The following is a 14196-nucleotide window of genomic DNA, read 5'->3' on the forward strand; positions in this document are numbered from 1 at the left end:
GCGGATCACTGGAACACCGTGATCCGCCGCTGCGGTGACAGGACTTGAGAAAGCGTCAGAAGACACGTCCGAGAGACGTGTGGGATGCCCTACTTCGTCGGCTTCTTACCTGTTACGCCCAAATGCACCAACAGTGCCAGATTTGGCTTGAGTTCGGCCTGCTTGACGCCCCACGTCTGGAAACCGCGCTGGTGCGAGGCGACCGCGGCGAGCATCGCCACCAGGGAGCCGGCCATCGCCGCCGGGCTCACGTCCTTGTCGACCTTGCCCTTGGCCTGGAGCTCCTTGACCGTGTCCGTAAGGGAGTTGTTGACCGAGTTCAGGATCTTCATGCGGATCTTGTAGAAGCGTTTGTCACCTTCCGCGGCGCCCAGATCGACGACCCGGAGGATCGCGTCGTTCTTGCGCCAGAAGTCGAGAAAGCCCTCGACCAGCTCCTGTGCGGTCTGCCAACCCGCCTTGCCGACCCAGGAGCGGCCGTCGAGGAGCTGGGTCAACTCGGCTCCCTCGGCCGCCATTTGCTCGGCGATCTCCAGGACGGCGCCCTCGACGTCCGGGAAGTACTGATAGAAGGTCGCGGGTGAAGTCCCCGCCTTCCGGGCGACGTCGATGACTTTGACGTCCCGGTAGGGCGAGGAGCTGAGCATCTCGCTGAGGCAGTCGAGCAGCTTCTGACGCGTCGCCTGACCGCGCCGACCGGCCACGCGGCCGTCGACGGTACGTACCTGTCCTGTCATGCCGTCAGCTTACCGAGGGGTGATCGGAGCGCGATTCGGCCGAGTGCAAATGGGGTTCGCCGCCCTCCTGGGGCCGCCTTGAAGGACGTATTCCGCTCGATTCCGCCCCTCGCTCCGGGGCCACCGGCGAATGGTTCATGTGTTCGAATCGACTTTCGCTCACATATCTCCCCCTTCTCGCGTCTCCTTTGTCCCACAACACCCCGATCCCGCCCCGGGTTCGCAACGACCGCCCCGTACAGGAAGAATCAGGGTGCGTGCCGCCGGAGCGGCTCGGTGGTGAGACGCTGCTCGGGGCCGCTCATACGGCGCCCGCGTACGGGGAGGTGGCAGGGCAAGTGGTGGATCAGCTGACGCAGCACGATCCGAGGCGGATCGGCCCGTTCGAGGTGCTCGGCCGGCTCGGAGCCGGTGGCATGGGCCTTGTCTACCTCGCGCGCTCCGCGTCAGGGCGGCGCGTGGCGATCAAGACGGTGCGGACCGAGCTCGCCGAGGACCAGCTGTTCCGCGTCCGCTTCACGCGCGAGGTCGAGGCGGCACGGGCCGTGTCCGGTTTCTATACGGCCGCTGTCGTGGACGCCGACCCGCGCGCGGCGGTGCCGTGGCTGGCCACCGCGTACGTACCGGCCCCCTCGCTCGAAGAAATAGTGAATGAACACGGGCCGCTGCCCACCCAGGCCGTGCGCTGGCTGGCGGCCGGCGTCGCCGAGGCCCTGGAGTCCATCCACGGCGCGGGCCTCGTCCACCGTGACCTCAAGCCGTCGAACGTCCTCGTGGTGGAGGACGGGCCCCGCGTGATCGACTTCGGCATCGCGTCCGGCGTCTCCAACACCCGGCTGACCATGACGAACGTCGCCGTGGGCACGCCCGCGTACATGTCGCCCGAGCAGGCCAAGGACTCGCGCAGCGTCACCGGCGCGAGTGACGTCTTCTCGCTCGGCTCGATGCTCGTCTTCGCCGCCACCGGGCACGCGCCCTTCCACGGCGCGAACCCCGTCGAGACCGTCTTCATGCTCCTGCGCGAGGGTCCTGACCTGGAGGGACTCCCGGACGAGCTGCGTCCGCTCATCGAGACCTGCATGCAGATGGAGGCGCCGCTGCGGCCGAGCCCCGCCGACCTCCAGGCGCAGCTCGCCCCGCACCTCTTCGCCTCCGAGAGCGAGGACGGCGACAGCGGCACGGCGTCCGCGTGGCTGCCGGAGCGCGCCGTCGCGCTGATCGAGGCCCGCCGCGGCGGCCGTCCGCCCGCGCGGGCCGCGCTCGCGGGGTCGGGCAGGAGCGGCGGCCGCGGCGGCGCCCCCGCCGTGGCCCCGCCGCCTCCGCAGCACGCGCCGCCGGTGCCGCCGACGCAGCCGCCGCCCTTCGGTGGCGTGCCGGACGCCGGTCCCGTGCACCTCGCCGGGGCGAAGGTGCCGATCGGTCCCGGCCCGCGGGTGGCCGACGCGCGCGCCGCTGCCGTGAGCCTGCCGCCCACCGACGGCGGGCTCGCCGCCTCGTGGTCGCGGGCCAAGGCCGCGGCGAACGGCGTGGACCCCGTGGTGCCCGCGCCCACCGTCGCGCCGGAGGCGGGCGCCGCGTGGCGGCCGTGGCGGTTCCGGATGTCGAACGACGTGTGGGGTACACCCGCCGTCGCGGGGAACCTCGTGTACGTCACGTCCTTCGAGGTCCACGCCCTGGACGTCGGCACGGGCCGCCGCAGCTTCAAGACGCGGGACGTCGCCTGGTCCATGGCGGTCGCCGACGGACGTATCCACGCGTCGGACGGCCCCACGCTCTACGCCCTGGACGGCGCCGACGGCACCGACCTGTGGCGCCTGAACACCGACGCCTGGGTGTACTCCCTGCAGGCCGACCGCGGCACCGTCGTCACCGGGACGCGCGGCGGCGGCGTACAGGCCTGGGAGGCCGCGAACGGCGCGAAGCTCTGGGAGATCACCGGGGCCCAGACCGACTTCGAGACCCCCGAGGCGGGCCCCGTCGTCCACGACGGCACGGTCTACGTCTGGAAGGACGCACGGCTGCGCGCCCTGGAGGCCCGCACGGGCGACGAGCGCTGGTCGTACCCCATCGGCGACGCGGCCTCCTGCGGCGGCGTGCCGGTGCGGCTCGCGCCCGCGCAGGACGGGTACGTGTACGTGTCCGCGGGCAGCCGGGTCCTTGCCATCGACGTGGCCGCGGGCCACGTCAGGTGGCACTTCGAGGCCCCCGCCGCGTTCCTGTGTCCGCCCGCGTTCGCGCCGGGGCCCGCCGTCACCGGCGGTGGCGTGTACCTGGCGGACTACCTGGGCACCGTGTACGCCCTGGACGCCACGGACGGCCGTGACCGCTGGCGCATCGCCACGGAGTCCCGGGCGTCGATCGAGCCGGTCCTGGTCGCCGACGGCCACGTCCACGTGGGCAGCGGCAAGGGGCTCTACACGCTGGACGCGGTGACGGGGACGCCGAAGTGGCGCTTCCAGGCCGGCGGCGAGGTCGTCGGCACGCCCGTCGTCGCCGACCGGCGCATCCACTTCGGATCGACGGACCACCTGCTGTACACGCTGAAGGCGGACGACGGCCGGCTGCGCTGGAAGCTGGCCACGGGCGGCGAGATCACCGGGGCGCCGGTGGTGCGGGACGGCGTGGTGTACGCGTGCAGCAAGGACCGCTGCGTGTACGCGCTGGACGCGGAGCGGGGGACCGGCACCGCTCGCTCCTAGGTGCCGCCGGGGCGAGGGCCGCGCGTCGTGACGGCCGTCGCACCAGCGTTGGAAGGGGCTCCGGACGGCGGCCGTCCACTCGTGACGTTACGCCGAGTGCGTGAACCCTGCCAGGCGACGGCCTGAGCCGCTCACCTGGTACGGAAGCCTCCTACCTGGTCCGGAAGCCGGTCCCGCGCCCCGTGAACAGTCCCGCCTGGCGCTCCGGCGGCAGGTTGCCGAGGGCGATGAGATGGGGCGCCTGGGCCAGGGCCTGGGTGCGGGCCGCCTCCTTCGCCGACCAGAGCGCGCGTACCGTGCCCTGGACCGGCTCGGTCGGGCAGGAGGCGATGACCTCGGCCGCGCGGGTGGCCGCCGTCAGCAGATCCCCGGCCGACGTGAGTTCCGAGACCAGGCCCGTCTCGTACGCCCGGCGCGCGGAGACCCGCTCGGCCGTCCCCATCAGCGACATCCTCGCGACCTCGCCCAGCGGCATGCGCTGCGCCATGAGGATCGCCTCGTACGCGCTGACCATCCCGTAGGTGGTGTGCGGGTCGAAGAACGTGGCGTGCTCGGCGGCGATCACGAACTCCGCCTCGCCCAGGAGGTAGAAGGCGCCGCCGCACGCCATCCCGTTGACCGCCGCGATCACCGGTTTCCACAGGTCGTTGGCCTTGGGGCCGACGGAGAGGAGCGGATCGTCCATCGAGTAGGGGGAGCCGGGCTGCGGCACGTCCGTGTCGCGGTCGATCCCCGTGCAGAACGCTTTCTCCCCGGCTCCGGTGAGGACGATCGCCCGCACGGTGTCGTCGAACCGGAACTCGCGCCACGTGGCGGCGAGTTGAGCAGCCGTATCGAGGTCGATGGCGTTGTGGCGGGCGGGGCGGTCGAGGGTGACGACCGCGACGCCCGCCTCCTTGTCGAAGGCCGTCCGCAGGCTCATGGCCGCTCCAGGAGCCAGCGGGGCATCGCGATCCCGCCCACCTCGGTGAACGCGACCTGCACCTTCGCGCCGATGCGGAGGCGGTCGGGGTCGACGGAGTCCAGCGGGGCGTCCGGGGCGGCGACGAGGTTGCCGACCAGGCGGATGCGGGGGGCGTCGGCCAGCTCGACGATGATCGCGTTGTACGGGGCGTGAGCCGCGTAGGCGGGGAGCAGGGGCGGGTGCGGGCGGACGTAGGACCAGATGCGGCCCCTTCCGCTCATGCGGCGCCACTCGCTGTCGAAGGACTGGCAGTGGGGGCAGCAGGGTCTGGGCGGGAACCTCAGCTCGTCGCAGGCGGTGCAGGCTTGTATGCGGAGTTCGCCCTGGGCCGCGTACTCCCAGAAGGGGGCGCCGTCTGTATCAATGGTGGGGGACAGCAGGGGCTCGGTGCTCGCGTCTGCCATGTTCTCGCCTCTTCCGGGTACGGGCCGTCGTGGTTGCTCGCGCTCACGCGGCGGAGCCGCAAATGTCACAGCCCCGCGCCCCTTACGGGGCCCGCAGGAGTACCGCGGATGTCGGGACACCCTCGCCCGCCGTCACCAAACACGTGGCCGCATCGGGGACTTGAGCCGTGCTCGTCCCCCTCAGCTGCTTCACGCCCTCGTTGATGAGGTTGAAGCCGTGCACATACGCCTCGCTCAGGCCGCCGCCCCCGGTGTTGATCGGCAGCCGGCCCCCGCTCTCCAGCGCGCCGCCCTCCGTGAACGCGCCGCCCTCGCCCCGGCCGCAGAAGCCGTAGCCCTCCAGGGACAGCGGGATCAGCGGGGTGAACGCGTCGTAGATCTGCGCCACGTCCACGTCCTCGGGGGCGAAGTCCGCCTGCTTCCAGAGCTGGCGGGCCGCCGTCCACGCCGGGCCCGTCAGCGGGTCGTCGTTCCAGTAGTTGACCATCCCGTGGTGCTGCGCGGGCAGGCCCTGGGCGACGGAGTGGACGTACACCGGCTTCCGGCGGCAGTCCCGGGCCCGCTCGGCGGAGACGATCACGCACGCCAACGCGCCGTCCGTCTCCAGGCAGTTGTCGAAGAGGCAGAGCGGCTCGCTGATCCAGCGCGAGGACATGTACATCTCGCGGGTCAGCGGGCGTTCGTACATCATCGCGGCCGGGTTCTGGTTGGCCCGGTTCCTGCACGCGAGGGCCACGTTGAACAGGTGGTCGCGGGTCGCCCCGTACTCGTGCATGTAGCGGCGCGCCAGCATCCCGATCTCGTCCGCCGGGCGCAGCAGCCCGAAGGGGCGCGTCCACTGGGCGGGGGTGGGGAGTTGGACGGCCGTGTTCTTCCAGGGGCGCGGCCCGCTGCCCCGCTTGCGTGAGCGCCAGGCGATGCCGACGCTCGCCTGGCCGGTGGCGACGGCGGCGGCGAGGTGCGCGATGGTCGCGCAGGAACCGCCGCCCCCGTAGCCCACTTTGCTGAAGAAGGTCACGTCGCCCGCGCCGATCGCCTTGGCGATCTCGACCTCGTCCGTCTCCTCCATCGTGTACGAGGCGAACGCGTCGACCTCGGACGGGGCGATGCCCGCGTCGTCGAGCGCGGCGACGATCGCCCGGCAGGCCAACGTCTTCTCGTCCTCGGGCAGTTGTTTCGCGAAGGCGGTCTGCCCGATCCCGACTATCGCTGTAGCGTCTTTGAGTGAAGCCATGGGCAACGACACCTCCGCGAGTGGCGAGGCTCCAGGGCTTCGCCATACGTCGTCCCGACTGCTGACAGCGCGTCAGGTTACAGCTAATCTGACGGAGTGTCAGCTACTGCGGCGGAGGGGCTTGCGATGCGCGGCGACCTGGAGTGGGGCAGCATCCCGGGACTGGTCCGGGCGGCGGCCGAGCGGTACGGCGACCGGGAGGCGGTCGTCGACGGCCGCACCCGTATCTCGTACGGGGAGCTCGGCCGGCGCGTGGAGCGGGCCGCCGCCGCGTGCATGGCCAACGGCGTCAACTCCGGTGACCGGGTGGCCGTCTGGGCCCCCAACACCCTGGACTGGATCGTCTCGGCGCTCGGCGCGGTGACGGCGGGCGCGGTCCTCGTGCCCCTGAACACCCGCTTCAAGGGCGCCGAGGCGGCCTACGTGCTGCAACGCAGCCGCGCCAAACTGCTCTTCGTGACGGGCACCTTCCTCGGCACGTCGTACGTCGCGTCGCTGCGGCGCGCGGCCACGGAGGGGAAGGGCGAAGGGCCGCTGCCGGGCCTCCCGCACCTGGAGCAGGTGGTGGTCCTCTCCGACGACGCCCCGGAGGACTTCCGCGCCTGGAAGGACTTCCTGGCCAGCGGCGACGGGGTGAGCGGTCGGGACGTACGGGGCCGCGCGGACGGCGTCGACGGAGCGGCGCCCTCCGACATCATCTACACCTCGGGCACGACGGGCCGCCCCAAGGGCGCGGTCATCACCCACGCCCAGACCCTGCGCTGCTACGGCATATGGAGCGAGCTCGCGGGCCTGCGGGAAGGCGACCGCTATCTGATCGTCAACCCCTTCTTCCACACCTTCGGCTACAAGGCGGGGATCATCGCCTGCCTGATGCGCGGCGCGACGATGATCCCGCAGCCGGTCTTCAACGTGGACACGGTCCTCGCGAACGTGGCGGCGGAGCGGATCTCGGTCCTGCCGGGCCCGCCGACGCTCCACCAGTCCCTCCTCGACCACCCGGCCCGCGACCAGCACGACCTGTCCGCCCTGCGCCTGGTGGTGACGGGCGCGGCGGTGGTCCCCCTGCAACTGGTCGAGCGCCTGCGCGCCGAGCTGCACATCGCCACGGTCCTGACGGCGTACGGCCTCTCGGAGGCGAGCGGCATCGTCACGATGTGCCGCCAGGGAGACGCGGCCCGGGTCATCGCCTCGACCTCGGGCCAGGCGATTCCGGGCACGGAGGTGCGGGTGGTGAGCCCCGGCGGCGAGGCGCTCTCACCGGGCCACCCCGGCGAGATCCTCGTCCGCGGACACAACGTCATGCAGGGCTACTTCGAGGACCCGGCGGAGACCAAGAAGGCGGTCACGCCCGACGGCTGGCTGCGGACGGGCGACGTCGGTGTCCTCGACGAGGTGGGCAACCTCCGCATCACGGACCGCATCAAGGACATGTTCATCGTCGGCGGATTCAACGCCTACCCCGCGGAGATAGAGCAGCTCATCGGCGTGCATCCGCAGGTGGCGGACGTGGCGGTGATCGGCGTCCCCGATCCGCGGCTCGGCGAGGTGGGCAAGGCGTACGTGGTGCGGCGGCCAGGAGCGGTCCTCACCTCCGACGACCTGATCGCCTGGTCGCGCCGCGAGATGGCGAACTACAAGGTCCCCAGGGAGATCGAGTTCGTGACGGAGCTGCCGAGGAACGCGAGCGGCAAGGTCCTCAAGCGCGAACTGCGCGAACTGCGCGGCCGCAGGGCCTAGTTGGCCGCCCGCTCGGCGGCACTGCGCTCGACGCAGAACTCATTGCCCTCCAGGTCGCCGAGCGTGACCCAGCCGCGCCCGTCGGGCACCCGATGATCGCCCACGAGCGTGGCCCCCAGTGCGATGAGCCGCTCGACCTCCTCGTCACGGGTGCGGTCCTGCGGCTGCAGGTCGACGTGCACGCGATTCTTGACGGTCTTGCCTTCGGGCACGGTCACGAAGAGCAGGGTGATGCCATCGGCCTCGACGAGAGCCTCCGGGTCCCCGGGAACGTCCTCGTCGGAGACCTTCCCGCCGAGCACTTCGGCCCAGAAGAGGCCCTGGCGATAGGCGTCGGAACAGTCGAACGTGAGGTGGCGCACAAGAGAGGTCATGCGCCGCACTATCGGCGAGCGCCGCGACGGCTGTCCAACGACTTTCGGGCGGCGACCTGAGCCATTTGCCGAGTCGGCAAAGTTCCTCGCGGGCGGGGGAGGGGGGAGCCCAGGATCATGAGGACATACCGCGTATCCACCGATCCGGGAGAAGACATGCCGCATCACACTCAGCACCATCGACTGGTGGACGTCCCGGGCGGCCGGATCCACCTGGTGGAGCAGGGCACGGGCCCGCTCGTCCTCCTCGTCCACGGCTTCCCGGAGTCCTGGTACTCGTGGCGCCACCAGCTCCCTGTCCTCGCCGAGGCGGGCTTCCGGGCGGTGGCGATCGACGTACGCGGATACGGCCGCTCGTCGAAGCCGAGCGAGGTGGACGCGTACCGGATGCTGGCGCACGTCGCCGACAACGTCGCAGTCGTACGCGCGCTGGGGGCCGGGACCGCGACGGTCGTGGGCCACGACTGGGGCTCGGGCATCGCGGCGAACTCGGCGCTGCTGGAGCCGGACGTCTTCACGGCGGTGGGCCTGCTGAGCGTTCCGTACGCGCCCCGGGGCGGCCCTCGCCCCACGGACGCGTTCTCCATGATCGGCGGCGATGGCGAGGAGTTCTACGTCAGCTACTTCCAGGAGCGGGGGAGGGCGGAGGCGGAGATCGAGCCCGATGTGCGGGGGTGGCTCGCGGGCTTCTACGCGGTCCTGTCGGCCGACACGATGCCGCCGCCGCAGACCCCGAGCCCGCACTTCGTGCCCCGGGGCGGCCGCATGTCCGACCGCTTCACCCCGGCCGCGGGCCTGCCCTCATGGCTGACGGAGGCCGATCTCGACTTCTACGCGGCCGAGTTCGAGCGCACGGGCCTGACCGGCGCGCTCAACCGCTACCGCAACGTCGACCGCGACTGGGAGGACCTGGCCCCCTGGGACGGAGCCCCGATCACCCAGCCGTCACTGTTCATCGGCGGCGACCAGGACGCGTCGACGACCTGGCTGGCCGACGCGATCGAGGCATACCCGCGCACCCTCCCCGGCCTGGTGTCCTCGCACATCCTGGAGGGGTGCGGGCACTGGGTGCAGCAGGAGCGGGCGTACGAGGTGAACAGGCTCCTGGTGGAGTGGGTGCGGGGGGTGCACTCGGCCTGACATCAGTGCCCGATGGGCGGTTCGACGCATCCGGTCTCCATGAAGGGGCCGTTGGCCTTCGCCTCGTAATTGGTCGGCTGCACGAAGGCGGTGACGCAGGCGTCGTCGCGTACGCGGAGGCCGATCATGGTGCCCTCGGGGGTGACGTACTCGCCGTTCTCGTAACGCTCACGCATGTCGCGGACCGTGAGGCTGCCACCGAGGACCTTGCCCTTGCCGTCGTACTTCTCGATCTTGTACCCGAGCTCGCCGGTGAGCGCGGCCCGCACGCTGTCCGGGTCCCACTTCTTCCTGGCGTGGAGCCGCTTGAGTACGGGCTCCATGCGGGCGGCCTCGGCCTCGGCGGCTTCCTCGCTCGCGGGGGACATGTCGCTGGGGCGGCGGTAGGCGTTGTTCTCACCGTTGTGAGGCGCGCCGTCGACGACGCCGGGCTCCACGTAGGGGGAGGCGCCGGGCGAGGGGGAGTTGGTGGGGGCAGGGCTGGGGGCCGGACTGGGGCTCTGGCTCGGTGCGGGGGCGCCGGCTGTGTCGTGCGGCTTCTCGCCGCAGGCGGACAGCAGGGCGGCGCCCGCAAGAAGAGCGGACACCGCGCCGAGACGCCGCCGCTGCGTTGAGGTGACCATGCGGACCATGCGGGTGACTCTGCCACGTCTGTTCGATGCGCACGGCCCGCTCGGGGATATGGCTAGGCGGTGGCCTGTGCCCGGAACTTCTCCACCAGGGCGGGCGGGGCCTTGTCCGGGGAGCCCGCGTCGTACGGGGGCTGGGGGTCGTACTCGATGAGCAGTTGCACCGTCTGCGCGTGCTCGTCGCCCGCGATCTTTCCGGCGAGGGTGAGGCCCATGTCGATGCCGGCGGAGACGCCCGCGCCGGTGACGTACTTCCCGTCGAAGACGACGCGCTCTCCCGTGGACTCGACCCCGAACTGCTTGATCTGCTCCAGCGCCAGCCAGTGGGACGTGGCGCGGCGGCCCTTGAGGAGACCGGCGGCGGCCAGGATGAGCGAACCGGTGCAGACGGAGGTCGTCCAGGTGGTGGTGGCGTCGACGCGGCGCAGCCATTCGAGGATCGCCTGGTTGTCGAGCGCTGGGTCCGGGCTTCCCGGTACGACGACGATGTCCGGGCTGGCGACCTCGGCGAGGGACTTCGTCGCCACGAGGGAGAGGCTGCGGGTGTCGTCCAGGACCGGGCCCGCGTTCTCCGCGACGAAGACGACCTCGGCGTCGGGAAGGGCGGCGAGGGTCTGGAAGGGGCCTACCGCGTCGAGGACGGTGAAGTTGTCGTAGAGGAGGATCGCGATCTGCATGGGAGTCCCTTTCCCGGGTGCGGTGTCGTGCCGTGGCTCAAGTCTTCAGCCGGGGCCCGACGGCCGCAATGACGAGTACCCCTCCTTTGCTGCCACCGGCTCCCGCCGCTGCGGGAAGGCGTCCGGACATGCGTCGACCGCGGTGGCTCCCCCTCCGCGCCACCGCGGTCGACCCCCCGTCAGGATGTAAGTCTTCAGTCCTTCGCCGGCGGGGCGGGGATGTGCCCGTCCCCCTGGGTGGTGGCTGTGCCGTCCTTCGGCGGGGCGGGGATGTGCCCGTCGCCCAGCGTGGTGATCTGGCCGTCCTTCGGCGGGGCGGGGATGTGCCCGTCGCCCATCGTGATGATGTCTTCGTTCTTCTTGGCGTCGCTCATAGTTGAGAACTCCTATGGATTGACGGTGCGCTGGGGCGAAACGCCCGTTCGGAAACTCCCCCGAGGGTTGCCGAACGGGCGCTTCAGGGCCGATCACTCTAGCGGTGGGGCCCCATGCGACCCGTCTGCCCCCCGACGCGACGGATCGATTGCCTAGAGAGTGGCAGCAGCCCATAAACGTTCGATGAACGCCTCGGACGTAGTCGTCAGGCTGCTGCGATCGGGGCCAGAAGCCCCCGCACCTCGTCGGCTTCCGGGGCTCCTGAGGCTTCGTGAATCGCCAGCGCTTCCTGCCAGCAGGCGCGCGCACGGTCGAGCTGTCCGAGGCTGTTGAGCGACCTTCCGAGGAGGGTCAGGACGTTGGCGCGCATCCAGTCGCCACCGACGCAGCCGATGCTGAGCGCCTGCTCCGCGTGCTGCGCAGCCTGAGCCGAGAGGCGAGCCGAGAGGTGAACCTGGGCAATGCGGAAATGAGTTGTCCCTTCCCACAGGCGCTGGCGGTTCTCCACGAACATCTGCAGGGCGTCAGTGAGCTGGTCCAGAGCTTCTGCGTGACGGCCCACATGGTTCAGAGCGATCGCAAGGGCGCACTTGGCGTTGGCGAGACGGAAGGTGAGGCCGAGATCGTCGTAGATCGCCATCCCTTGTCGGGCGAGGTCGATCGCCGTGGACGTGCGCCCCATCGAGACGAGTACGCGAGACAGGTTGCACAGAGCGCTGGCCTCACCGGCCCGGTTGGCATCGGAACGGAACTCCTCGATGGCCTTGAGCAGGTAGGCCTCGCTGGCCGCATGCTGGTTCACGCAGTACGCGGTGATGCCCAACTCGTTCGGGGCGTTCCCGCAGGTCCAGGGGTCCCCGGACTTCTCGCCGAGCTCCGACGCCCGCTCCAACTCCGCCGAAGCCGTGTCGAAGTGCCCCACCTTGCTCAGGACCTGCGCCAGCGTGACCCGTGCCCGTCCCTCCGCATAGGCGTCCCCGACCGCCGCCGCGGCGTCCCGCGCCGCCGACGTGGCCAGTTCGTAGCGGAGCGCACTCGCCCCCGACTCCGCCAAGTCCTTGGAGGCCAGCAGCAGATCGACGGCCCGTCGCAGCGTCCTGGGTCCCAGCGACTGCTGTACGCAGGCCAGGATGCAGGCCGCCTCCGAGTGCAGCCAGTCCAGTGCCTTCGCGTCGTCGCTGAAGTCCTGGCCCACGTGCTCGGTGACCTCCAGATGGTCCACCGTCCGGTCGCCCGGCCGTTCTATCGCGTACACCCGGGCCGCCGAGGCCAGGTAGAAGTCCAGCAGCCGCGACATCGCGTCCCGCCCGCTCGACGGCGGTTCGTCCCGTTCCGCGCACGCACGCGCGTAGAGCCGTACAAGGTCGTGGTAGCGGTAGCGGCCGGGAGCCGCCGACTCCACCAGGGACGTGTCGACCAGCATTTCCAGCAGGTCCTCCGTCTCCTCGGCCGGGAGGTCGAGGACCGCCGCCGCCGCGGCCAGTGACAGGTCCGGGCCGTCCGCAAGGCCCAGCAGGCGGAACGCGCGCGCCTGTGCCGGCTCCAGCTGGCCGTAGCCCAGCTCGAACGTCGCCTTCACCGCCAGGTCGCCCGCCTGGAGCTCGTCCAGGCGCCGCCGCTCGTCCGCCAGCTTCGCGGCCAGGGTCGAGACCGTCCAGGTGCGGCGGGCCGCCAGGCGGGACGCCGCGATGCGGATCGCCAGCGGCAGGAAGCCGCACGCCGCGACCACGTCCAGCGCCGCCTTCCGCTCCGACTGGACCCGCTCCTCGCCGACGATCCGCGTGAAGAGGAGGAGCGCCTCCTCGGGAGACATCACGTCCAGGTCCACCAGGTGGGCCCCGGCGAGGTCCACCATCCGGATGCGGCTCGTCACGAGCGCCGCGCAGCCCTCCATGCCGGGGAGCAGGGGGCGGACTTGAGCCGCGTCCCGCGCGTTGTCCAGGACCACCAGGACCCGACGCCCGTCAAGGACGGAGCGGTACAGCGCCGCCCGCTCCTCCAGGGAGTCCGGGATAGCGGAGTCCGCCGTGCCCAGGGCGCGCAGGAAGGCGCCGAGGACCGTTTCAGGCTCCGCCGCCCGCGCTCCCGCGCCCTGCAGGTCCACGTACAACTGCCCGTCGGGGAAGTACGTCCGCGCCACGTGCGCCACGTGGACCGCGAGCGTCGTCTTGCCCACGCCCCCGATGCCCGCGAGCGCCGAGACCGCCATCACCCGGCCCTCCGCCGCCGACAGGATCTCGCTCAGTTCCGTCACGAAGGACGCCCTGCCCGTGAAGTCCGGGACCGTCGCCGGGAGCTGGGCCGGGCGGACGGCCGCCGCCGCTGGTTCCGGGGCCGCGGCCGAGGGCTCCGCGAGGGCAGGGTCCGCCTGGAGAATCCGCTGCTGGAGTTCCTTCAGGCCCGGACGCGGGTCCACCCCCAGCTCGTCGGCGAGCAGGCGGCGCGTGTCCGCGTAGACCGCGAGGGCCTCCGCCTGGCGCCCGCTGCGGTACAGCGCCAGCATCAGAAGTTCGCGCAGCCGCTCCCGCAGGGGGTGCGCCGCCGTCAGCGCCGTCAGCTCCGACACCGCCTCCGCGTGGCACCCCACCTCCAGGTCCATGTCCAGGCGGGACTCCAGGAGCTGCAGGCGCCACTCCTCCAGGCGCGTGCGCTCCGTCTCCGCGTACGGGCCGGGGACGTTGGCCAGGGGCTCGCCGTCCCAGAGGCTCAGCGCCTTGTTCACCAGCGAGCGGGCCTGGCAGAGGTCGCCCACACCGCGCGCCTTCTCCGCCTCCGCCCACAGGTCCTCCGCGAGCCCGAGGTCCAGGGCGCCGTCGGCCACCGCGATCGCGTAGCCGCCCGACTCGCTGACCAGGACCCCGGCGGGCAGCACCTTGCGCAGCCGCGACGCGTACGTGCGGACCGCGGCCAGTGCCTGCGAGGGCGGTTCGTCGCCCCAGAGGGCGTCGATGAGTTCGTGGGCCGTCGCCGTGCGGCCGTCACGCAGCAGGAGCGCCGCGAGCAGCGCGCGCTGTTGCGGAGAGCCCATGGAGAGGTGCTCGGCGCCGTGCCACGCGCGTACGGGGCCGAGCACGCTGAAGTGCGGTCTCAGTTCCTCGGGGGCGTTCCCCGGGGCCGGACGCCGCTGGTCCGGTACTCGCGGTACACCGTCCATCGCTCCCCCTGCTGCCCTGCCGTGCCCGGTCCGTCACCGTGCCTGGTCGTGCGCCGCGGGTCTGCCCTA

General features: G+C 71.5%; 12 protein-coding genes. 3 read left to right on the top strand and 9 right to left on the bottom strand.

Annotated elements, in window-relative coordinates; translation table 11 throughout:
• Nucleotides 1-89: 89 nt before the first annotated feature.
• On the bottom strand, nucleotides 90-737 hold the full coding sequence (locus ACZ6ZP_RS35315) for a TetR family transcriptional regulator (RefSeq protein ID WP_351162724.1): 648 nt from the start codon (nucleotides 735-737) through the stop codon (nucleotides 90-92).
• A 338-nt stretch (nucleotides 738-1075) separates the two neighbouring features.
• Between ACZ6ZP_RS35315 and afsK the strand changes: the two genes are divergently transcribed.
• Entirely contained in the window at nucleotides 1076-3436 is a 2361-nt protein-coding gene (gene afsK / locus ACZ6ZP_RS35320; RefSeq protein WP_351162726.1) for a protein serine/threonine kinase AfsK, read from the top strand.
• Between the two features lie 151 nt (nucleotides 3437-3587).
• On the opposite strand, the gene ACZ6ZP_RS35325 is transcribed toward afsK, so the two are convergent.
• From ACZ6ZP_RS35325 to ACZ6ZP_RS35335, 3 genes are all read right to left on the bottom strand, one after another.
• Complete coding sequence (locus ACZ6ZP_RS35325; protein ID WP_351162728.1) at nucleotides 3588-4358, bottom strand: enoyl-CoA hydratase/isomerase family protein; 771 nt, start codon at nucleotides 4356-4358, stop codon at nucleotides 3588-3590.
• Entirely contained in the window at nucleotides 4355-4804 is a 450-nt protein-coding gene (locus tag ACZ6ZP_RS35330) for a Zn-ribbon domain-containing OB-fold protein (protein ID WP_351162730.1), read from the bottom strand. The genes ACZ6ZP_RS35325 and ACZ6ZP_RS35330 overlap by 4 nt, the downstream gene beginning before the upstream one ends.
• A gap of 82 nt (nucleotides 4805-4886) precedes the next feature.
• Complete coding sequence (locus tag ACZ6ZP_RS35335) at nucleotides 4887-6038, bottom strand: lipid-transfer protein (protein WP_351162732.1); 1152 nt, start codon at nucleotides 6036-6038, stop codon at nucleotides 4887-4889.
• A gap of 126 nt (nucleotides 6039-6164) precedes the next feature.
• Between ACZ6ZP_RS35335 and ACZ6ZP_RS35340 the strand changes: the two genes are divergently transcribed.
• Nucleotides 6165-7778, top strand: a complete 1614-nt coding sequence (locus tag ACZ6ZP_RS35340; RefSeq protein ID WP_351163251.1) for a FadD3 family acyl-CoA ligase — start codon at nucleotides 6165-6167, stop codon at nucleotides 7776-7778.
• Here the strand turns inward: ACZ6ZP_RS35340 and ACZ6ZP_RS35345 are convergent.
• Nucleotides 7775-8152, bottom strand: a complete 378-nt coding sequence (locus ACZ6ZP_RS35345; RefSeq protein WP_351162734.1) for a VOC family protein — start codon at nucleotides 8150-8152, stop codon at nucleotides 7775-7777. The two genes, ACZ6ZP_RS35340 and ACZ6ZP_RS35345, sit on opposite strands and share 4 nt — an antisense overlap.
• A gap of 156 nt (nucleotides 8153-8308) precedes the next feature.
• On the opposite strand from ACZ6ZP_RS35345, the gene ACZ6ZP_RS35350 reads away from it, so the two are divergent.
• Nucleotides 8309-9292: an alpha/beta fold hydrolase gene (locus tag ACZ6ZP_RS35350; protein ID WP_366462316.1), complete on the top strand. Its 984-nt coding sequence runs from the start codon at nucleotides 8309-8311 to the stop codon at nucleotides 9290-9292.
• Between the two features lie 2 nt (nucleotides 9293-9294).
• Here the strand turns inward: ACZ6ZP_RS35350 and ACZ6ZP_RS35355 are convergent, their stop codons facing one another.
• The 4 genes from ACZ6ZP_RS35355 to afsR all read right to left on the bottom strand — a co-directional run bounded on the left by ACZ6ZP_RS35355 (nucleotide 9295) and on the right by afsR (nucleotide 14127).
• Nucleotides 9295-9924 carry a hypothetical protein gene (locus ACZ6ZP_RS35355; RefSeq protein ID WP_361466189.1) on the bottom strand — a complete coding sequence of 210 codons (630 nt, stop codon included), beginning with the start codon at nucleotides 9922-9924 and terminating at the stop codon, nucleotides 9295-9297.
• 53 nt (nucleotides 9925-9977) lie between these two features.
• Entirely contained in the window at nucleotides 9978-10598 is a 621-nt protein-coding gene (locus ACZ6ZP_RS35360; protein WP_361466192.1) for a DJ-1/PfpI family protein, read from the bottom strand.
• 194 nt (nucleotides 10599-10792) lie between these two features.
• Nucleotides 10793-10972 carry a sigma-like protein gene (locus ACZ6ZP_RS35365; RefSeq protein WP_351162742.1) on the bottom strand — a complete coding sequence of 60 codons (180 nt, stop codon included), beginning with the start codon at nucleotides 10970-10972 and terminating at the stop codon, nucleotides 10793-10795.
• Between the two features lie 206 nt (nucleotides 10973-11178).
• Nucleotides 11179-14127, bottom strand: coding sequence for an SARP-family global regulator AfsR (afsR, locus tag ACZ6ZP_RS35370; protein ID WP_366462318.1), 2949 nt, complete (start codon nucleotides 14125-14127; stop codon nucleotides 11179-11181).
• Nucleotides 14128-14196 lie beyond the last annotated feature (69 nt).

The organism is Streptomyces sp. NPDC054047, assembly GCF_055585065.1.

Bases quoted from the DNA above. Each gene is read 5' to 3' on its own strand.
- ACZ6ZP_RS35335 (WP_351162732.1), bottom strand. From the start codon at position 6,038: ATGGCTTCACTCAAAGACGCTACAGCGATAGTCGGGATCGGGCAGACC.
- ACZ6ZP_RS35355 (WP_361466189.1), bottom strand. From the start codon at position 9,924: ATGGTCCGCATGGTCACCTCAACGCAGCGGCGGCGTCTCGGCGCGGTG.
- ACZ6ZP_RS35365 (WP_351162742.1), bottom strand. From the start codon at position 10,972: ATGAGCGACGCCAAGAAGAACGAAGACATCATCACGATGGGCGACGGG.
- ACZ6ZP_RS35345 (WP_351162734.1), bottom strand. From the start codon at position 8,152: ATGACCTCTCTTGTGCGCCACCTCACGTTCGACTGTTCCGACGCCTAT.
- ACZ6ZP_RS35325 (WP_351162728.1), bottom strand. From the start codon at position 4,358: ATGAGCCTGCGGACGGCCTTCGACAAGGAGGCGGGCGTCGCGGTCGTC.
- ACZ6ZP_RS35360 (WP_361466192.1), bottom strand. From the start codon at position 10,598: ATGCAGATCGCGATCCTCCTCTACGACAACTTCACCGTCCTCGACGCG.
- afsR (WP_366462318.1), bottom strand. From the start codon at position 14,127: ATGGACGGTGTACCGCGAGTACCGGACCAGCGGCGTCCGGCCCCGGGG.
- ACZ6ZP_RS35350 (WP_366462316.1), top strand. From the start codon at position 8,309: ATGCCGCATCACACTCAGCACCATCGACTGGTGGACGTCCCGGGCGGC.
- ACZ6ZP_RS35315 (WP_351162724.1), bottom strand. From the start codon at position 737: ATGACAGGACAGGTACGTACCGTCGACGGCCGCGTGGCCGGTCGGCGC.
- ACZ6ZP_RS35340 (WP_351163251.1), top strand. From the start codon at position 6,165: ATGCGCGGCGACCTGGAGTGGGGCAGCATCCCGGGACTGGTCCGGGCG.
- ACZ6ZP_RS35330 (WP_351162730.1), bottom strand. From the start codon at position 4,804: ATGGCAGACGCGAGCACCGAGCCCCTGCTGTCCCCCACCATTGATACA.